The 17,747-nt window shown below is 63.5% G+C and carries 19 protein-coding genes, 1 tRNA gene and 1 riboswitch; of the genes, 10 read left to right on the top strand and 10 right to left on the bottom strand.

Going from position 1 to position 17,747, the window contains the following annotated elements; translation table 11 throughout:
* The 4 genes from F758_RS50485 to F758_RS0140950 form a co-directional block, all read right to left on the bottom strand.
* The coding region (locus tag F758_RS50485; RefSeq protein WP_157450465.1) for a hypothetical protein at positions 1 to 342 on the bottom strand (342 nt) is incomplete at its 3' end.
* A gap of 289 nt (positions 343 to 631) precedes the next feature.
* Positions 632 to 707: transfer RNA gene (locus tag F758_RS0140960), tRNA-Ile, on the bottom strand.
* Between the two features lie 209 nt (positions 708 to 916).
* Positions 917 to 2,098: a GGDEF domain-containing protein gene (locus F758_RS0140955; RefSeq protein ID WP_035725007.1), complete on the bottom strand. Its 1,182-nt coding sequence runs from the start codon at positions 2,096 to 2,098 to the stop codon at positions 917 to 919.
* Positions 2,099 to 2,306: 208 nt separating this feature from the next.
* A complete protein-coding gene (locus tag F758_RS0140950; protein ID WP_024513225.1) occupies positions 2,307 to 3,284 on the bottom strand; it encodes a Bug family tripartite tricarboxylate transporter substrate binding protein in 978 nt (325 codons plus the stop codon).
* A 117-nt stretch (positions 3,285 to 3,401) separates the two neighbouring features.
* Between F758_RS0140950 and F758_RS0140945 the strand changes: the two genes are divergently transcribed.
* Positions 3,402 to 4,379: a TAXI family TRAP transporter solute-binding subunit gene (locus tag F758_RS0140945; protein WP_157450459.1), complete on the top strand. Its 978-nt coding sequence runs from the start codon at positions 3,402 to 3,404 to the stop codon at positions 4,377 to 4,379.
* Positions 4,380 to 4,459: 80 nt separating this feature from the next.
* On the opposite strand, the gene F758_RS0140940 is transcribed toward F758_RS0140945, so the two are convergent.
* Complete coding sequence (locus tag F758_RS0140940; RefSeq protein WP_035725016.1) at positions 4,460 to 5,671, bottom strand: ABC transporter substrate-binding protein; 1,212 nt, start codon at positions 5,669 to 5,671, stop codon at positions 4,460 to 4,462.
* A 123-nt stretch (positions 5,672 to 5,794) separates the two neighbouring features.
* A complete protein-coding gene (locus F758_RS0140935) occupies positions 5,795 to 6,688 on the bottom strand; it encodes a substrate-binding domain-containing protein (RefSeq protein ID WP_024513222.1) in 894 nt (297 codons plus the stop codon).
* A gap of 85 nt (positions 6,689 to 6,773) precedes the next feature.
* On the opposite strand from F758_RS0140935, the gene F758_RS0140930 reads away from it, so the two are divergent.
* Genes F758_RS0140930 through F758_RS0140920 form a run of 3 tightly spaced genes read left to right on the top strand, consistent with a single transcriptional unit; the run spans position 6,774 to position 9,031 of the window.
* Positions 6,774 to 7,466 carry an ABC transporter permease gene (locus tag F758_RS0140930; protein ID WP_024513221.1) on the top strand — a complete coding sequence of 231 codons (693 nt, stop codon included), beginning with the start codon at positions 6,774 to 6,776 and terminating at the stop codon, positions 7,464 to 7,466.
* A gap of 2 nt (positions 7,467 to 7,468) precedes the next feature.
* Positions 7,469 to 8,191, top strand: a complete 723-nt coding sequence (locus tag F758_RS0140925; protein WP_024513220.1) for an ATP-binding cassette domain-containing protein — start codon at positions 7,469 to 7,471, stop codon at positions 8,189 to 8,191.
* 18 nt (positions 8,192 to 8,209) lie between these two features.
* Positions 8,210 to 9,031, top strand: a complete 822-nt coding sequence (locus F758_RS0140920) for an ABC transporter substrate-binding protein (RefSeq protein WP_024513219.1) — start codon at positions 8,210 to 8,212, stop codon at positions 9,029 to 9,031.
* 113 nt (positions 9,032 to 9,144) lie between these two features.
* Here the strand turns inward: F758_RS0140920 and F758_RS0140915 are convergent, their stop codons facing one another.
* The 3 genes from F758_RS0140915 to fdhD form a co-directional block, all read right to left on the bottom strand.
* A complete protein-coding gene (locus F758_RS0140915; protein ID WP_024513218.1) occupies positions 9,145 to 10,767 on the bottom strand; it encodes an ABC-F family ATP-binding cassette domain-containing protein in 1,623 nt (540 codons plus the stop codon).
* Positions 10,768 to 10,851: 84 nt separating this feature from the next.
* Positions 10,852 to 11,469, bottom strand: a complete 618-nt coding sequence (mobA, locus tag F758_RS0140910; RefSeq protein WP_035725015.1) for a molybdenum cofactor guanylyltransferase MobA — start codon at positions 11,467 to 11,469, stop codon at positions 10,852 to 10,854.
* Complete coding sequence (fdhD, locus tag F758_RS0140905) at positions 11,462 to 12,355, bottom strand: formate dehydrogenase accessory sulfurtransferase FdhD (RefSeq protein WP_024513216.1); 894 nt, start codon at positions 12,353 to 12,355, stop codon at positions 11,462 to 11,464. The genes mobA and fdhD overlap by 8 nt, the downstream gene beginning before the upstream one ends.
* A 251-nt stretch (positions 12,356 to 12,606) precedes the next feature.
* On the opposite strand from fdhD, the gene mobB reads away from it, so the two are divergent.
* From mobB to F758_RS0140890, 3 genes are all read left to right on the top strand, one after another.
* Positions 12,607 to 13,134, top strand: coding sequence for a molybdopterin-guanine dinucleotide biosynthesis protein B (mobB, locus tag F758_RS0140900; protein ID WP_024513215.1), 528 nt, complete (start codon positions 12,607 to 12,609; stop codon positions 13,132 to 13,134).
* A 173-nt stretch (positions 13,135 to 13,307) separates the two neighbouring features.
* Entirely contained in the window at positions 13,308 to 14,564 is a 1,257-nt protein-coding gene (locus F758_RS0140895) for a molybdopterin molybdotransferase MoeA (RefSeq protein WP_024513214.1), read from the top strand.
* A 51-nt stretch (positions 14,565 to 14,615) separates the two neighbouring features.
* On the top strand, positions 14,616 to 14,879 hold the full coding sequence (locus tag F758_RS0140890; protein ID WP_024513213.1) for a sulfurtransferase TusA family protein: 264 nt from the start codon (positions 14,616 to 14,618) through the stop codon (positions 14,877 to 14,879).
* Between the two features lie 222 nt (positions 14,880 to 15,101).
* Here the strand turns inward: F758_RS0140890 and F758_RS0140885 are convergent, their stop codons facing one another.
* On the bottom strand, positions 15,102 to 15,710 hold the full coding sequence (locus F758_RS0140885; protein ID WP_245286752.1) for a cation efflux transmembrane domain-containing protein: 609 nt from the start codon (positions 15,708 to 15,710) through the stop codon (positions 15,102 to 15,104).
* Between the two features lie 96 nt (positions 15,711 to 15,806).
* A riboswitch (Fluoride riboswitch) is annotated at positions 15,807 to 15,867 on the top strand.
* Positions 15,868 to 16,122: 255 nt separating this feature from the next.
* Between F758_RS0140885 and crcB (F758_RS0140880) the strand changes: the two genes are divergently transcribed.
* From crcB (F758_RS0140880) to F758_RS0140870, 3 genes are read left to right on the top strand one after another with little or no spacing between them, the layout of a single operon-like run.
* On the top strand, positions 16,123 to 16,506 hold the full coding sequence (crcB, locus tag F758_RS0140880; protein ID WP_024513211.1) for a fluoride efflux transporter CrcB: 384 nt from the start codon (positions 16,123 to 16,125) through the stop codon (positions 16,504 to 16,506).
* Positions 16,503 to 16,955, top strand: a complete 453-nt coding sequence (gene crcB / locus F758_RS0140875) for a fluoride efflux transporter CrcB (RefSeq protein WP_024513210.1) — start codon at positions 16,503 to 16,505, stop codon at positions 16,953 to 16,955. Before crcB (F758_RS0140880) ends, crcB (F758_RS0140875) begins: the two co-directional genes overlap by 4 nt.
* 2 nt (positions 16,956 to 16,957) lie before the next feature.
* On the top strand, positions 16,958 to 17,299 hold the full coding sequence (locus F758_RS0140870; protein WP_024513209.1) for a DUF190 domain-containing protein: 342 nt from the start codon (positions 16,958 to 16,960) through the stop codon (positions 17,297 to 17,299).
* Positions 17,300 to 17,747 lie beyond the last annotated feature (448 nt).

Here is a 17,747-nt window from a genome sequence, read left to right as displayed (position 1 = left end):
CACCGGTTCATATCGGAAGTCTCCGAGTGCCGCGGGACCATCGATCTTGCGAAGAGCATCGAAGTGGACAGCATAACGAGCATCTTCCAGGCGAGCGCCAAGAATAAGCGACGCTCTTTTGCAAAGACTCTCTGCCGACAAACTAAGGTCAATCGCGATCTCGGCTTGGCTGTATTCGCGCCGGATCTTTTCTATTGTCGTGGACTCCAGATTGGCTCGCTGTTCAATCAGCAGCTTCTCGTATCCTGATTGAATCCCTTGCTCGCCACGCAGTTGAAAATATGCCTTCAGCCTGCAGTGCTGCAATGCGCCGATAACTTCGTCTGTTATCCTGGAGGACATCGCGTACCTCCTTTGCCATCTTCAAATGGGGGATGCTTATTGCGCGCGATTATCGCCTAATTCAGGCTCCCAGGACTGTTGGTGAAGTGAGTACAGAGCACGGGTTGGGCAATTCGTGCGAAGAAGCCGCCGAATTTACGATTGAGGAGGAGGCCTGTTGTCGGACCGAACGGCGCGGATTATTTTGTCAACCGTCTGAGTATAGCGATAGACGACCAAGCAAGAGTATTTCTGGTGCGGTGATCCCGCTACGGCCAAATAGTCCCTGATAAGCTCCTCCTGATCTGACTGGTGGGCCCGGCAGGACTCGAACCTGCAACCAGACCGTTATGAGCGGCCGGCTCTAACCATTGAGCTACAGGCCCCCGAGGCGTTCCGCCTGGCGGTGCGGCCTTCGTTTACAGGGCGGCAGGCCTTGGTGCAATGGTGCGGGCGCGGGGTCGGGGATGGGAGTTGTGCGCCGCCCTTGGGCGCGTTCCAGGCCGGTAGCTTCGAAGGCGGGTCCTCAAATGTCACCCGCAGCCACACCGGCAAAGGCAGCTTCGTTGCTGCCTTCTGCCGCCGGGGTCAAAATTCACGGCGAACCGCGCACGATCGCTGCTGTGCCGCGGTCGGCTTGCGCCACCATATGCAAAATGCTGGTCCGATTGCGTCCCGCTTTTTTCGCCGCGTACAGCGCCGAATCGGCCGTCGACATGAGCCGGTCGAGAAAGGCCCCTTGTTGAACCTGGCCGACCGAGATTCCGGCGCTCGCCGTGGCCATGATTTCAACGTCGTCATGCAGGATTGGGGTTTGCGCGAATGCGGCGCGCACGCGATCGACAATGAGCCTTGCTTCGTTGATGGTCGTGTCCGGCAGCAACAGCGCGAATTCCTCCCCGCCGATCCTGCCGAGGATGTCGGTTTGGCGGATCGTGCGCGCGGCGCGTTCCGCGAACTCGGCAATGACCTTGTCTCCGGCAGGATGGCCGTAATTGTCGTTGATGGCCTTGAAAAAATCGATGTCGAAGAGAGCAATCGCAATCTCACGCGACTTGCCGGAGAGCCTGGCGAGCTGAGCCGCGCTCGCCTCGAAGAAGCCGCGTCGATTGAGGATGCCGGTCAACTGGTCGTTCATCGCGAGATCGCGGAGGCGGCGCTCGGAGCGTTCGCCAATCATCAGGATCCCGAGAACGACGATCGCGACCATTGCGACGGCGGATTGGAAGGGCGCAAAGGTGAGCCATCCCCGCAGCGGGCCCTGGCCGACCTCATCGCGCATGGCAAAGAGGGCGATCGCCTGGCTGTAGCTGACCACCGTCTCGAACAGGCAGATGAGCGCGATGCAGAGGCGGGGCGAGAGCTCCCTGGAAGACGAGCGCCACAGGTCGAGGCCGATCAATAGCGTCGTGGTGCCGATCGCGAGATTGAAGTGCATCTGCCGCAGCGCAAAGCTATGGTAGACGAAGGGCAGGCCCAGCGCCCAGATGGACGGCGGCAGCAAGGCTAGTCTCGGCAGCGGTCGCTCGTCGAAAACGCGCAGTCCCGACCAAAGCGCGCCGGCGCCAAACAATGCGAAGAACCCGGGAACGCCCAGGGCGGTGAGATAGGGCAGCGTCTGGCGTTGCGCGGCAAGAACGACGCCAAACCCGGACAGCAAAAATCCGAGGATCCACCAAGAATAGGATCTCGTCGAGCGATCCCGTATCCATGTGATCACGATGATCAAGAAACCGATCGCGCATGCGGCTTCAGCCAACAGCCCGACGGTGAACATATCGAACAAGGACCACACTCCGGACCTTTCTCCAAGCGATCACCTAGTCGCCGCACATTAATGGAGCGAGAGCTGATTCACTACAATTCTAACGATTGAAGGCTTGTGATGAACGCCTGCGTCCGCCCGCCGGTGGCGCGGGGAGAGGCCGCGAGAGATCGGAGATCCTTGGGCCGGTGCTCACCTCGCTCGCCCGGATCGCGCGGCCTCAATCCACCGACACGCCCGCGAACTCCACCACCTTGCGCCATTTTTCGGTTTCATCGGCGATCAGCTTGCCGAACTCCGCAGGCGTCATCGGCTTCGCGATGCCGCCAGTTTCCGCGAGACGCGCCACCAGCTTCGGATCCTTCAAGGCCTCGTTCACCGCCGTGTTGAGCGCATCGACGATCTCGGGCGGCGTGCCCTTGGGCGCCGAGATGCCATAAAAGCCGACGGACTCGAATCCCGGGACGGTTTCGGCGATCGCGGGAATGTCTGCCACGCCGGGCCAGCGCCGTGGCGAAGTCACCCCGAGCGCGCGGACAGTGCCGCCGCGCGCCTGTTCCAACGCGGAAGGCAGGTTGTCGAAGATCAACTGCACCTTGTTGGAGATAATATCGGGCATGGCGACTGCGGAGCCGCGATAGGGCACATGCACCATCTCGCATTTGGTCATCGCCTTGAACAGCTCCGCCGACATGTGCACCGAGGTGCCGTTGCCGGAGGATGCAAAGGAGATCTTGCCGGGATTGGCCTTGCAGTAATCGATGAACTCCTGAACCGTCTTCACCGGCATCGCATTCGACACGATCAGCATGTTGGTGAGCTGCATGATGCTCGCGACCGGCACGGTATCGCGCATGAAGTCGAACGGCAGATGCTTGTACAGCGAGGTGCTGATCGCGTTATTGGGCGCGACGAACAACAGCGTGTAGCCGTCCGGCGGCGCATTGATCGCAGCCGCGGCGGCAATGTTGCCGCCCGAGCCTGCGCGATTTTCAACGATGAATTGCTGGCCGAAACGGTCCGAAAGCCATTGCGCCATGATCCGGGCCACCGTGTCGACCGGGCCGCCCGCGGCAAAGCCGATCAGCCAGTGCACCGGCCGGCTCGGATAGGTATCGGCGGCGGACGGCGCGGTCCCGACAGCCAGTGCGACGACACAGGCGAAGGCGGCCAGAGCGCCGCGCAGGCTTGCGAGCATGATTTCCCCCCGGATCATTTCTTCTTGATGACCCATGCTTTCATAAATTTCTGCGCTTGCCTACACGTCGCGCCCGGCCATGATCGGACATCTTGACGCGCGGAAATCGGAAAGCCGATGCCAAGAACCAAAATGAGCCGGCTCGTTTGCGCTGCGATATTGATGCTGGCCGGAGCAGCCGTCGCACAGGAGGGAGGCAAGGCCATTTCGAAGACCCCGGTTGTTCTGGGAACGGCGACGCCCGGTGGCGGCTTCCCGCTCTATGGCAATGCCTTTGCGGAGGTGATGAACGCGGCGGATCCCATGCTGGCGATCGAGCCGCGCAACACCAAGGGCAGCAACGAGAACATTCCGCTCCTCGAACAGGGCAAGCTCGATATCGGCCTCGTGGCCGGCGAGCCTGCTTACGAAGCTTTTCTGGGCCTCGCGGGGCGGCCGAAGACGAATGTCAAAATCCTCACCGCGATGTATTCCTCGCCGGGGATGTTCGTGGTGCGCGCCGACAGTCCCTACAGATCGATCCGCGACCTCGTTGGGCAGCCGGTCGCGTTCGGCGCCAAGGGCTCCGGCCTGCCGATCCTGTCGCGCTACATCCTCGATGGTCTGGGCCTAAAGCAGGACGAAGACTTCAAATCGATCTATCTCGACCGCGCCGGTGATGGACCCGCGATGGTGCTGGACGGGCGCGCCGCCGCGCTCTGGGGTGCAGGCATCGGCTGGCCGGGCTTTGCGGTGGTGGCATCAAGTCCGCAACGGGCGCGCTTCATCGCGCCTGGCGCCGACGAGATCGCGCGCATCCGCGCCAAGCACAGTTTCCTGAAGCCGTTGACCGTGCCGGCCGGCAGTTATCCCGGCCAGACCGCGGCGATCGCTTCCGTCGGCTCCTGGAGTTTTGTGCTCGTCCGAGAAGACCTCCCGGAGGATGTCGCCTACCATCTCGCCCGCACGCTGCATGGCGTGGAAGGCACGTTATGTCAAAAGTTGGCGCAAGCCTGCGAAACAACGGCAGCGAATACGGTCGCTGCGGCGCCGGATGTGGCGCTGATCCATCCGGGCGTGCTCAAGTATTTCCGCGAGATTGGAATCGTAAAATAACTCGCCGTCGTCCCGGCCAAGCGAGCGACAGCGAGCGCTGAGGCGGGACGACGATCGGAGTTTGCTGCGCGCCGCGCGCCTTACTTCTTCACCATCGGACACGCCGGATCGGGCGGGCCGAAAGCGTCCTCGCCGGAGATCTTGGACAGGACCTTGTAATAGTCCCAGGGGTATTTGCTCTCTTCGGGCTTCTTGACCTGGACCAGCCAGAGGTCATGCACCATCAGATTGTCCGCGCGCAAGCGGCCGTTGCGGGCGAAGAAATCCTCGATCGGCTTCTCGCGCATCTTTGCCGCGACCTTGAGCGGATCGTCGGTGCCGGCTTCCTTGATCGCCTGGAGATAATGTATTACCGACGAATAGACGCCTGCCTGCCACATCGTCGGCATCCGGTTCATCTTGGCGAAGTAGCGCTTGGACCATTCGCGGGTCTTGTCGTCCATGTCCCAATAGAACGAGGTGGTGAGCAGGAGCCCCTGCGCGGCCTGCAGTCCCAGACCATGAATGTCGGTGATCAGCGCGAGCAAGGCCGCCATCTGTTGGCCGCCCTGGAACACACCGAACTCCGAACCGGTCTTGATCTCGTTCATGTTGTTCGGCGGACCCGCGGCGATACCGATGATCTTGGCTTTCGAAGCCTGGGCCTGCAGCACGAAGGAGGAGAGATCGGGCGTTGCGAGCGGCGGCCGCACCGAACCCAGCACCTTCCCACCATTGGCGGTGACCACGCTCGATGCGTCGCGCTCCAGCGAATGTCCGAACGCGTAATCGTCGGTGATGAAGAACCACGTGTCGCCGCCACGCTTGACCACCGCCCGTGCGGTGCCGACCGCGAGTGCGTGCGTATCGAACACCCACTGAATCGCGTAGGGCGAGCAGAACTTGCCGTGGAAATCCGCCGTGCCGGTCGAATGGGTGATGAAAAGCTTCTTCTTCTCGTTGGCGATGTTCTGCACAGCGAGGCCCACGGCGGAGACCGGCACGTCGACAATGAGATCGACCTGTTCCGTGTCATACCAGCGCCGCGCAATCGCGCCGCCGATATCCGGCTTGAGCTGGTGATCGCCGACGATCACGCTGATCGGCTTGCCCAGCACCTTGCCGCCGAAATCGTCGACGGCCATTTGGGCCGCCGTGACCGAGCCTTGGCCGGTCGGTGTCGAAGCCGGGCCGTTCATGTCGGTTAGCACGCCGATCTTGACCACGTCGTCGGATATTTGTGCGTGCGCAGCAGGCGCGGCCAGCGTCGCGACCGCCAGCGCGGCAAGCACGGTTCGTCTTGCGGATGTCACGTCTTGTCCTCCCCGGATGATGATGGCCTGTTTTTCGTTGTTTTCGGCCATGCTGGCTTTAGCTGCAAATTGGTTGTATTTGCAACTAATTCTTCGGCATCGGGTCGAGCCGCTTGCTAGCCGTCACGCCGCGAAGCGAATTTGCCCCGCGGGCGTGGTGTCATAGCCGGAGAGGTCGGCTGCCCGCTGCTTCATCCGCTTGCTGGAGAGAAAGCCGATCAGCGCCTGCATGCCGGGACGGAAGTAGCTGCGCTGGCGCATCAACAGGTCGAAATCTTCCCAGAGCAGGGGTACGAAATCGAGGCCGGCTGACCTGGCCGCGGCGCGGGTGGCGATGCCGCAATCGGCTTGGCCTGTCGCGATCGCCGCGGCGAGGTCGGGTCCGGTCAGGCAGGGCGGCTCCAGCCGGCGCAAATCTTTCAGCGAAGCGCCGATGCGCGTGAGCAGCTCTTCGAGCAGCAATTGTGCGCCGGCGCCCGCTTGCCGCACCGCGATCTTGGCCCCGGACGCCAGGACATCGGGAAGACTGTGCAAGTGCTTCGGGTTCTGGGGCGCGACCAACAGCCCCTGTTCGCGCTTGGCAACGCCGATCAGTACGGCGTCATGCAGCCCCGGCATCGCACGCACTGTCGCGACGTTTGGGTCTCCGGCGCGGTTGTCCGAGGCTTCATCGCTGTGGAAATGGATCGCGGTGGCCATGACCTCGCCGCGCAGCAAGCGGTCGACGCCGCGCGTGGTGCCTTCGTTGAGCGAGGCCAATCCGGAACCGGACTCGCGCAGGCTCCATTCCAACAAATCGTCTTGGCTGCCGCCGACGATCGGCGGAGGGGCGGCGGCCATCATGCCGGTCGGCCGCGCCAGCCCCGAGAGCACCCAGAGATCGAGCTCGTGACGCGGAAACAGCCATTTGCCGGTCACCTTGCTGCAGGGGATGGCGCCGGAGGTCACGAGCTCATAGAGCTTGCGCTCCCCGAGCCGGAGGTATTCCGCTGCCTCGCTGGTGGTCAAAAATTCCATCCTGCATTTCTATGCATATTTATGCTTAGGCTCAACCAATTGACAAAGCGCGGAATCTTTGCCGAACAAGGCCGAGGGAGGAGCCATGCCGGACCACGCAAGCGCCTGGGACCTGATCTTGAGCGGCGATGCGGCGCTGTTTGCCATCGTGCGGCTGTCGCTGGCCGTCAGCCTCTCCGCAGTCGCGTTGGCGGCTCTCATCGGCATGCCCTTAGGAGCGCTGCTGGCGCTGACGCGATTTCCCGGCCGGCCCATTCTCGTGGTCCTGCTCAATGCCGCGATGGGCCTGCCGCCGGTGGTCGTAGGGCTCGCCGTTTATCTCCTGCTGTCGCGATCCGGGCCGCTTGGCGCGATGGGGCTGTTGTTCACGCCGAGCGCGATGGTGATCGCCCAGACCATTTTGATTGCGCCGATCCTGGCGGCGCTGACGCGCCAGACCGTCGAGGATCTCTGGATCGAGTATCGCGATGAGCTCGGTGCGATGAATGTGGGTCCGTTCTCCCGCGTGACGACGCTGCTCTGGGATGCGCGCTTCAGCCTGCTCACCGCGCTGCTCGCCGGCTTTGGCCGCGCGGCTGCGGAGGTCGGCGCGGTGATGATCGTCGGCGGCAATATCGACGGCTTTACTCGCACAATGACAACTGCGATCGCGCTGGAAACGTCCAAGGGCAACCTGCCGCTGGCGATGGGGCTCGGGCTGATCCTGGTGGTGATCGTGATCGCGATCAATGCCGCGGTCTGGGGGACGCGCCTCTGGTCCGAACGGCACGTGGGCTGATCATGCGTGCGCCTTCGAGCGATCTGCCGCTGGTTCTCGAAAATGTCTCGCTGCGGGCGGGCGCGACCGCGATCCTCGACGGCTTGAATTTGACGATCACGCAAGGAGCGCCGACGCTGCTCATCGGACCGAACGGCGCGGGGAAGACCAGCCTGTTGCGGCTGTGCATGGGTCTCACGGCACCGTCCTCCGGCCGCATCACCTGGGGCGGCCGCCTTGATCGCGCGCCTACGCGTCGCGCCATCGTGTTCCAGCGCCCGGTGATGCTGCGCCGCTCTGCCTCCGCCAATGTCGCCTACGCGCTCGCGCAAGCGGGCGTGCCGCGGAAGGATCGGGCGTCGCGCATTGCCGATCTCCTGCAGCGCGTTGGACTCGCCGAGCTGGCGCACCGGGCAGCGCGGCGGCTGTCGGGCGGCGAGCAGCAGCGGCTGGCGCTCGCACGCGCGCTGGCGCGTGAGCCCGAGATTTTGCTGCTCGACGAGCCCACCGCCAATCTCGATCCCGCCGCGACGCGCGGAGTGGAAGAGATCATCCAGATGGCGGCGCTGTCGGGCATCAAGGTGGTGATGGCCTCGCACGATCTCGGCCAGGTCCGGCGCCTTGCCGGCGATGTGATCTTCCTCTTGCGCGGGCGCCAGCACGAGCGCGCTCCGGCGCGCGACTTCCTCGACCATCCATCGTCCGCAGAGGCGGCCAGCTTTTTGCGCGGCGATCTCGTGATCTGAACGGTGAAGGAACAAGAGATGTCTCGGCTGACATCCTCTCTGCTTGCGGGCTTGTTGCTCGTCATTGCGAGCGCCGCGAGCGCGGCGGACCGCTCGATCGTGGTGGCCTCGACCACCTCGACCCAGGATTCCGGCCTGTTCGGCTATCTCTTGCCGATTTTCAAGCAAAAGACCGGCATCGAGGTGAAGGTGATCGCGCAAGGTACGGGGCAGGCGCTCGACACTGCGCGGCGCGGCGATGCCGACGTCGTGTTCGTCCACGCCAAGCCGCAGGAAGAGAAGTTCCTGGCCGAAGGCTATGGCGTGAAGCGTTATGACATCATGTACAACGATTTCGTCCTGATCGGGCCGAAGAGCGATCCCGCCGGCATCAAGGGCAAGGACATCGAGACCGCGCTGAAGATGATTGCCGAGAAGCACGCGCCCTTCGTTTCGCGCGGCGACCGCTCGGGGACGCACACCGCCGAGTTAAGCCTATGGAAGCAGTCCGGCATCGACATCGCCGCCGCCAAAGGCCCCTGGTATCGCGAGATTGGGCAAGGCATGGGTGCCGCGCTCAACACCGCGAACGCCATGGGCGCTTACACGCTCTCCGATCGCGGCACCTGGATTTCCTATCAGAACAAGGGCGATCTCGAGATCGTCGTCGAGGGCGACAAGCGGCTGTTCAACCAATACGGCGTGATGCTGGTGAACCCGGAAAAATATCCGCACGTGAAGAAGGAGGACGGCCAGGCTTTTGTCGACTGGCTGATCTCGCCGGGGGGCCAGGCGACCATCGCAAATTACAAGATCAACGGCCAGCAGTTGTTCTTCCCCGATGCAGGGAAGGGGAGTTGAGATCCGTCATTGCGAGGAGCGAAGCGACGAAGCAATCCAGCGTCTCACGCGTGGCTCTGGATTGCTTCGCTTCGCTCGCAATGACGTCTTTGCGGCGGGATAAACTCTTCCATTCAACTGCGCAAGCCCGGCGCCTCCTGGCCGGTGCGCGCCACATACTCCGTGTAGCCGCCGCCGTACTGGTGAATGCCCTCCGGCGTCAGCTCCAGCACCCTGTTGGACAGCGCGGCGAGGAAGCGGCGGTCGTGCGAGACGAACAGCATCGTGCCCTCGAAGTTCGACAGTGCCGTGATGAGCATTTCCTTGGTCGCCATGTCCAGGTGGTTGGTCGGTTCGTCCAGCACCAGGAAGTTCGGCGGGTCGTAAAGCATCTTGGCCATGACGAGGCGGGCCTTCTCGCCGCCCGAAAGCACCCGGCATCTTTTCTCAACGTCGTCGCCGGAGAAGCCGAAACTGCCGGCGAGCGCACGCAGCGAGCCTTGCCCGGCCAGCGGGAACGCGTCCTCTAACGACTGGAACACGGTGCGCTCGCCATCCAAGAGGTCCATGGCGTGCTGGGCGAAATAGCCCATCTTCACGCTGCCGCCGAGCGTCACCGTGCCGTCATCGGGCTCGGCTGAGCCCGCCACGAGCTTGAGCAACGTGGACTTTCCGGCGCCGTTGACGCCCATCACGCACCAACGCTCTCTTCGGCGAATCTGAAAGTCGAGCCCCTCATAGATGGGTCTTTTGCCATAGCTCTTGTGCACGTTCTTGAGGCTCGCCACGTCCTCGCCGGAGCGAGGCGCCGGCGGGAAATCGAAATCGACCGTCTGCCGTCGTCTCGGCGGCTCGACCCGATTGATCTTTTCGAGCTTCTTGACCCGGCTCTGCACCTGCGCCGCGTGCGAGGCGCGCGCCTTGAAGCGCTCGATGAACTTGATCTCTTTTGCAAGCATGGCCTGCTGGCGATCGAACTGGGCCTGCTGCTGCTTTTCGTTCAGCGCGCGTTGCTGCTCGTAGAATTCGTAATTGCCCGAATAGGCCGTGAGCTCGCCGCCGTCGATCTCCAGCACCTTGGTGACAATGCGGTTCATGAATTCGCGGTCGTGCGAGGTCATCAGCAGCGCGCCGTCATAGGCTTTGAGAAATTGCTCCAGCCAGATCAGGCTCTCGAGGTCGAGGTGGTTGCTCGGTTCGTCCAGCAGCATGACATCGGGGCGCATCAGCAGGATGCGAGCGAGCGCCACGCGCATCTTCCAGCCGCCCGACAATGCGCCGACGTCGCCGTCCATCATGTCCTGGCTGAAGCTCAAGCCGGCCAGCACTTCGCGGGCGCGGCCCTCGAGCGCATAGCCGTCCAGCTCCTCAAACCGTGCCTGCACCTCGCCGTAGCGCGCGATGATCTCGTCCATGTCATCGGCACGTTCCGGATCCGCCATGGCGGCTTCCAGCTCTTTCAGTTCGGCCGCGACGATGCTGACGGGGCCGGCGCCGTCCATCACCTCGGCGACCGCGCTGCGGCCCGACATCTCGCCGACATCCTGGCTGAAGTAACCGATGGTCACGCCGCGATCGACGGAAACCTGGCCCTCGTCGGGGAGGTCGTGGCCCGTGATCATCCGGAACAGCGTCGTCTTGCCGGAACCGTTCGGGCCGACGAGGCCGATCTTTTCGCCCCTCTGGAGCGCGGCGGACGCTTCGATGAAAAGGATCTGATGGCCGTTCTGTTTGCTGATGCTGTCGAGACGAATCATGGGCACATGGGCGGGAGGAGAATTGGCTCGCGCCGCCCTTAGCGCATGTGGCGTATCAGCGGAAGGGCATGCGACGGCGGCGATCTATTCTCCGTCCAGCGCCGCAAGCTGCTCGGCTTGCGCGATATCCTCGACCGTATTGGCATTGAAAAACGGATCGACTGGCGTGGTCGGCCAGGTCACGGTGGCGAGCTTGTAGCGCGCGGTCCAGCGGTCGATCTTGCGGATGTCTTCCTCGACCAGCGCGTGACGGAGCTCGTCGCGCAAGGCAACGCTCCATAGCCCGATGACGGGATGCGACTGGCCGCCGGAGGCCGCGACCGCAAGCTCGGCGTTTTCCTCCTCGCGCGCGGCCGCGAGCCGCGTCACTAAGTCGCGCGGCAGGAACGGGCAATCCGCGGCCGCGCTCAGCATGAATTTTACGTCCGGCCGGTTGGCCGCGGCCCACTCGAGTGCGGCCAGGACGCCGGCGAGAGGTCCTGGAAAATCGGGAATGCCATCGGCGATCACCGGAAGGGCGAACGCCGCGAAGCGCCCGGGATCGCCATTGGCATTGAGGATCAGGCCATCGCATTGCGGCTGCAGCCGCGCGATCACACGCTCCAGGATGGTGCGCCCGCCGATCCTGCGCATCGGCTTGTCGCCGCCGCCCATTCGCCGCGCCAGGCCGCCGGCGAGCAGGACGCCCGGAATGTCATTCATCGCCGCGCGCGCCCTTGCGCCGGTGGCGCGCGGACTCCTCTTCAACGTAGTCGAGGTTCTGGTCGTAGACGATGCGCTCTTCGCCCGACAGCGCGATGAAGCGCTTGCCGCGCGTGCGCCCGATCAGCGTCAGCCCGACCTGCCGCGCCAGTTCCACGCCCCAGGCCGTGAAGCCGGAGCGCGAGACCAGGATCGGAATCCCCATCCGCACCGTCTTGATCACCATTTCCGAGGTGAGTCGTCCCGTGGTGTAGAGGATCTTGTCGCCGGCTTCGACGCCATGGCGGAACATCCACCCCGCAATCTTGTCCACTGCATTATGCCGGCCGACATCCTCGGTGTAGCAAATGGGCGTCCCCCCCTTGCACAGCACGCAGCCATGGATCGCGCCGGCCTCGAGGTAGAGCGAGGGCATGGTGTTGATGGTCTGCGTCATCTGGTACAGCCAGGAGGTGCGAAGCTCCGCCTTCGGCAGCGCGACGCTCTCCACCGCCTCAAGCAGATCGCCGAACGCGGTGCCCTGCGCGCAGCCGGAGGTCTGGGTGCGCTTCTTCAGCTTCTGTTCGAAATTGGTGTGATGCGCGGTCCGCACCACCACGACCTGGAGATCGTCGTCATATTCGACCTCGGTGACGACGTCGTCGTATTTCAGCATGTTCTGATTGAGCAGATAGCCCAGCGCAAGATATTCGGGATAATCGCCGATCGTCATCATGGTGACGATCTCCTGGGCATTGAGGTAGAGCGTCAGCGGCCGTTCCATCGGCACTTTGGTTTCGACCCTGGCCCCGGTCTGGTCGATGCCTTCGACGGCTTGCGTCAGCCGCGGATCGTCCGGATTGGGCAGAATGACAGGAACAGGCTGCTTTTTGTCGATCTTCATCATGGCCATCAGCTTAGCATGACAAGGCCTGCATACCGATATAATGCTGGTTGGAGAGGAGCGAAATGCGTCCCAATCGTCATCGCGAGCGAAGCGAGGCAATCCAGAGCCTCACCGCTCACTTCATTCCGGGGCCCACGATGCGCGCGAACCCGGAATCTCGAGATTCCGGGTCCGATGCTTCGCATCGCCCCGGAATGACGGAGTGCGGGGCCGGTTCCCAGACCGCGGCCCGCGATGTGGAGTTTGGATAGATGAAAGTAATCGGACTCGCGGGCTGGAGTGGCGCCGGCAAGACCACCTTGCTGACGCGCGTGATCCCGCTGTTCCGCCAGCAAGGCCTGCGCGTGTCCGTGATCAAGCACGCCCACCACAAGTTCGATGTCGACGTGCCGGGCAAGGATTCGTGGCGCCACCGCGAGGCCGGCGCCGAGGAGGTGCTGGTGTCGTCGGGCAACCGTTGGGCCCTGATGCATGAGCTGCGCGGAGCGCCCGAGCCGCGGCTGCCGGAGCTCTTGAAGAAGATGAGCCGCGTCGATCTCGTCGTCGTTGAGGGCTACAAGGCCGAGCCGCATCGCAAGATCGAGGTACATCGCGCCTCCAACGGCAAGCCGTTTCTGTTCCCCGACGATCCCGGCATCGTCGGCATTGCCAGCGACGCCGCCGTTGAAACCCGGCTGCCGGTGGCGCATCTCGACGATATCCCCGCGATTGCCACGCTGATGCGGCGGTCGGCTGTTACGATCGAAGAGCTGCTGGCGATGAGCACGGTGGAAGGGTGAACACATGGTCGTGTTGGATCGAAACGGCCACCCAACTCTTACCGTCACCCCGAGGTGCTCCCGGAGCCTGTCATCGGGCCGCGCTTTGCGCGGACGCGTTGGCTCGCGTCTCAGGGGGACGGTCAAAGAGGGATGCCGGCTTCAGTCCAAAGCCATAACAGTCTAGAGGCCACATGGCGCAATTGTCCGACGATTGCTTTGCCTTCGGCGGACCGATGATGTCGGTCGACGAAGCGGTTGCCATCATCGCCGCGCGCGTTGCGGCGGTGCGCGATATCGAGACCGTTGCGCTTGACCAGGCCGATGGCCGCATTCTCGCGCGGGATCTCGCCGCGCCCTTGCCCCTGCCGCCCTTCACCAATTCCGCCGTCGACGGCTATGCCGTGCGGGGCGGTGAGCTGCCGCGCGAGCAAGCGCGTGCATTTCCGCTCGCCGGGCGCGTTCAGGCCGGCAGCGCGGCGCAGCCGGCAAGGGCCGGGCACGCGGTGCGGATCTTCACCGGCGCGCCGATGCCCGAAGGCACCGACACCGTGTTCATGCAGGAAGACGTGCGAATTGACGAAGCCGGCCGCGTGGTGCTGCCGCCGGGCTTGAAACCCGGCGCCAATGTCCGCCCGGCCGGCGAAGACATTCCGCAAGGCCATGTCGCGTTGAAGGCCGGCCAGCGCTTGCGCCCGCAGGATGTCGCGCTCGCCGCCGCCTTCGGGCTGACCCGGCTGGAGGTGGTCCGGCCGCTTCGCGTCGCGGTGTTCTCCACCGGCGACGAACTCGCCTCGCCCGGCGAGCCGCGCGCCGCGGCGCAACTCTTCGACTCCAACCGCTTCATGCTGATGGCGATGCTCAAGCGCCTCGGCTGCGCGGTCAGCGATCTCGGCATCCTGCGCGACGAACGCATCTCGCTCGCAAACGGCCTTAAGCAGGTGGCGGCCGGCCACGATCTCCTCCTCACCACCGGCGGCGTTTCGACCGGCGAAGAGGATCACGTCAAGGCGGCCGTCGAGAGCGTGGGCAAGCTGGTGCTATGGCGTATGGCGATCAAGCCCGGGCGCCCGGTGGCGATGGGGATCATCGACGGCACGCCGTTGATCGGCCTACCCGGCAATCCCGTGGCAAGCTTTGTCACCTTCGTTCACGTGGTGCGGCCGACGGTGCTAGCGCTAATGGGCGCGCCCGCGGCGCCGCCCGTCCCGATGCCGGTGCGCGCCGCCTTCACCTACAAGAAGAAGATCGGCCGGCGCGAATATGTCCGCGGTTTCCTGCGCACAGGCGAGGACGGCACGCTCCAGGCAATCAAATTTCCACGCGAGGGTGCGGGCCTGCTGTCGTCGCTGGTGGAGACCGACGGCCTGGTCGAACTCGGCGAGACAGTGACAAAGGTCGAGCCCGGCGATGTCGTCGGCTTTCTCGGCTACGCCGATCTGATCGGCTAGATCATGATCTGAAGCGTTGACCGCCGCCGATCGCCTCGCCATCTTGCACGCATGACCACGACAAAGCTCGACCTGTCCGGCCTGAAATGCCCGTTGCCTGCGCTGAAGACGCGCAAGGCGCTGAAATCCGTGAAGGCGGGCGATTGCCTCGAAGTCCACTGCACCGATCCGCTCTCGGTGATCGACATCCCGAACCTGATCCGCGAAACCGGCGACAAGGTCGAGATCACCGAACGCACGCAGGAGCGGATCGTGTTTCTGATCGAGAAGTTGGACGGCGGCGCAAAGCCGGATCCGACCGCGCCTGCAGGTTAGAACGCGATCGCTTTGCATCAAGCTTTCAGTTGTTCCGTCATCCTGAGGCGCTCGCGAAAAGCGAGCCTCGAAGGATGAACGGCCCCGCTGCTACATCCGGGCTGTCGCCCTTCGAGGTCGCCGCGGAGCCTGTCATCGGGCCGCGCTTCGCGCGGATCCGTTGGCGCCGGCACCTCAGGCTAACGGTTTGACATATGCGCCAGCTTCAAGGCCGTTCTCGGGTTAAGCCCGTGCTGCCTTGTGCTCCTCATGCGCTGCCTGCCATACCTCGCGCGCGGCGTCCGCGTTCATGATGGCGATGCCGCAGCCGACGATGAGATCGGGCCAGGCCGAGCGCCAGAGATAGGCGGTCACAGCGCCGGCGGCGATGATCGCGATATTGGCGATCGCATCGTTGCGCGCCGAGAGAAACGCGGCTTTGGTCAGGCTGCCGCGGTGGTGGCGGAATTTCGCGAGCATCAGCGCGCAGGAGAGGTTCACCGCGAGCGCGCCAAGCCCGGTGAGCGTCAGCGGAACGGGCGCAGGGGCTGCCGGCGAGATCAATTTCTGCCAGGCGGTCCAGAGCCCGGCCAGTGCTGGCGCCAGCAGGATGAGCGCGAGCAGCATCGCGAGGCGTGCCCGCGCCGCCGGGCTCCAGCCCAGCGCGAACGCGATCAGGAAATTCACTGAGGCGTCCTCGAGAAAGTCGACACTGTCGGCAAACAGCGAGACCGAACCGATCGCAAGCCCGACGGCGAACTCGATGCCGAAATAGGCGCAGTTGAGCAGCGCGACTATGATCACTGTTCGGCGCAATGCCTGATCATGTCCCACCATTCCGGAGTCTTGCATCGTTCATTCCTGCGCTCTGTGACGTCTCGTCCTGCATGCAAGCCTTATGCAACGGAAGCTATTGCGCGATTGTGCTGATTCCACTAACGTTTTCGGCAACAGGATGGGGATGGGGTTCCCCGACAACCGCCGCAAGGCTGATAACTCCTACCAGGCGCTTTCCGCGTCGGTAGGAGCGTGTCCAAAACTCCTCCACGGTCGGCAACTGGTGAACCTGAATAGGACGTGCCGCAGGGCTCCGGTTCTGGCGCGGGCTTTTGCGCGGGCAGGCCCGTTACCCCATCTACAGGATCGATGGATGGAATCGCGCGTGGCGTGGGATTTGCCGAGTCGCTTATGTTGGTCAGCGTGTCGACAAGCACCAACAGAGAAGATCAGCGTTACGCGAGACCGAAAGGACCGTTTCCACGTCATGAGCGGATTGATCAGCGTTGTCTTGGGGAGCGTGCTCGGAGCGATGGCGCGCTATTTCGTGTCGGGCTTCGTCGCACGGCGCATCGGCGAAACGTTTCCCTGGGGCACCCTGCTGATCAATGTCAGCGGCGCCTTTGTGATCGGCATCTTCGGTGGGCTCGCGCGGGACCCGGCGTCGGCGCTTGCCATGCCCAATCCATGGCTGTTCGCGGTGACGGGCTTTCTCGGGGCTTATACGACCGTGTCTTCCTTCAGCCTGCAGACGCTGGCGCTCGCGCGCGACGGGGAGCAAGCCCGAGCAGCGGGCTACGTGATCGTTTCCGTGGCACTGGCACTTTCGGCCGCAGCGCTCGGTTTTGCTCTGGTGGATGCATTGAAATGAAGCGGAAACCGGACGCGATGACCGCCAGCAAGGCCCCCTCGACCGCGCGGAACACGGCGATGTTGTATGCATATGTCGCGGCCGGTGGCGTGCTGGGCAGCCTCGCGCGCTATCTTGCATCGCTTGTCATCCCGCTCACGTCGGGATTTCCCTGGCCGACGCTGTTCGTGAACATCACAGGCTCATTCATCATCGGCTTCTACAGCACGCTGACCGGACCGGATGGCCGGCTGTTCGTGAGCGCGCGCCAGCGGCAGTTTGTGATGACGGGATTTTGCGGTGGCTACACCACGTTCTCGTCCTTCAGCCTGGAGACCGTCAGGCTGCTGCAAGCGGGCGCGGAACGAACGGCTTTGATCTATATCGCGGTATCCGTCGTGACCTGGCTTGTTGCCGTCTGGCTCGGATCCATGCTGGCGGGCCGCCTCAATCGATTGAAAGGGAGCTGATGATGCAGATTCCAAAACAGGCGGTATTGCTTCGGATCTTTATCGGTGAAAACGATCAGTTTGGCGGCTCGCCGCTCTACGAGGCGATCGTGCTGAAAGCCCGCGAGATGCATCTCGCGGGCGCGACAGTCCTGCGGGGACCCATGGGCTTTGGCGCCTCCAGTCGCCTGCACACCACGAAGATCCTGCGCCTCTCGGAAGACCTGCCGCTGGTGATCGAGATCGTCGATGCCGAGGACAAGATCAACACCTTCTTGCCGACGCTCGACGAAATGATGTCGAGCGGCCTCGTTACGCTGGAGAAGGTGCAGGTGCTGCAATACGGGACGAAGGCCGCGAGTTGATCGTCTCACAGCGATCGTCATTCCGGGGCGCTCGCACAGCGAGCTCATTGATTTGCCCGACAGGCCCGCGCCCGAGAATCCTGTCAATCCAGCCGCGCAAAAATATTTCTGTTTTTCCGAAGCTAGAATCAGTCGTATCGTTCGCGCATCCCGCCTCGATGACAGAGGGGCGCATCGCGATCGTCACGAACGCGAGGCGGGCTGCGGTGGACGCGAGAATGCCGACAGACGANCGGCATGATCNCGGACGGTGAAGTCGTGTGGTTCTGGCGCGCCCATGCAGGCGCCAAGTCTTGCGGACGTGATGATCCGCACGGCGACGGTGGCAATCAAGCCTGGTTCACCGGGAAGAGCACGAAGTAAGCCGTAAACCACTCGCGCGGGGAAGGCCGGTGTGATCACCGCCTGTACCTGTGGTCAACGCGCGCTTCGCGCAAGTTTTTTTGCG

It is taken from the genome of Bradyrhizobium sp. ARR65, from assembly GCF_000472385.1.
GTDB lineage: Bacteria > Pseudomonadota > Alphaproteobacteria > Rhizobiales > Xanthobacteraceae > Bradyrhizobium.
The sequence above is the reverse complement of the archived record's forward strand: the minus strand, read 5'-3'. Positions and strand labels throughout refer to the sequence as shown.

Coding starts and splice junctions, on each gene's coding strand:
- F758_RS0140925 (WP_024513220.1), top strand. CDS start 7,469: ATGCGTGCGCCTTCGAGCGATCTGCCGCTGGTTCTCGAAAATGTCTCG.
- F758_RS0140945 (WP_157450459.1), top strand. CDS start 3,402: ATGCCAAGAACCAAAATGAGCCGGCTCGTTTGCGCTGCGATATTGATG.
- F758_RS0140955 (WP_035725007.1), bottom strand. CDS start 2,098: ATGTTCACCGTCGGGCTGTTGGCTGAAGCCGCATGCGCGATCGGTTTC.
- F758_RS0140870 (WP_024513209.1), top strand. CDS start 16,958: ATGCAGATTCCAAAACAGGCGGTATTGCTTCGGATCTTTATCGGTGAA.
- crcB (WP_024513211.1), top strand. CDS start 16,123: ATGAGCGGATTGATCAGCGTTGTCTTGGGGAGCGTGCTCGGAGCGATG.
- F758_RS0140930 (WP_024513221.1), top strand. CDS start 6,774: ATGCCGGACCACGCAAGCGCCTGGGACCTGATCTTGAGCGGCGATGCG.
- F758_RS0140920 (WP_024513219.1), top strand. CDS start 8,210: ATGTCTCGGCTGACATCCTCTCTGCTTGCGGGCTTGTTGCTCGTCATT.
- F758_RS0140890 (WP_024513213.1), top strand. CDS start 14,616: ATGACCACGACAAAGCTCGACCTGTCCGGCCTGAAATGCCCGTTGCCT.
- mobA (WP_035725015.1), bottom strand. CDS start 11,469: ATGAATGACATTCCGGGCGTCCTGCTCGCCGGCGGCCTGGCGCGGCGA.
- F758_RS0140915 (WP_024513218.1), bottom strand. CDS start 10,767: ATGATTCGTCTCGACAGCATCAGCAAACAGAACGGCCATCAGATCCTT.
- F758_RS0140885 (WP_245286752.1), bottom strand. CDS start 15,710: ATGCAAGACTCCGGAATGGTGGGACATGATCAGGCATTGCGCCGAACA.
- fdhD (WP_024513216.1), bottom strand. CDS start 12,355: ATGATGAAGATCGACAAAAAGCAGCCTGTTCCTGTCATTCTGCCCAAT.
- crcB (WP_024513210.1), top strand. CDS start 16,503: ATGAAGCGGAAACCGGACGCGATGACCGCCAGCAAGGCCCCCTCGACC.
- F758_RS0140895 (WP_024513214.1), top strand. CDS start 13,308: ATGGCGCAATTGTCCGACGATTGCTTTGCCTTCGGCGGACCGATGATG.
- F758_RS0140935 (WP_024513222.1), bottom strand. CDS start 6,688: ATGGAATTTTTGACCACCAGCGAGGCAGCGGAATACCTCCGGCTCGGG.
- mobB (WP_024513215.1), top strand. CDS start 12,607: ATGAAAGTAATCGGACTCGCGGGCTGGAGTGGCGCCGGCAAGACCACC.
- F758_RS0140950 (WP_024513225.1), bottom strand. CDS start 3,284: ATGCTCGCAAGCCTGCGCGGCGCTCTGGCCGCCTTCGCCTGTGTCGTC.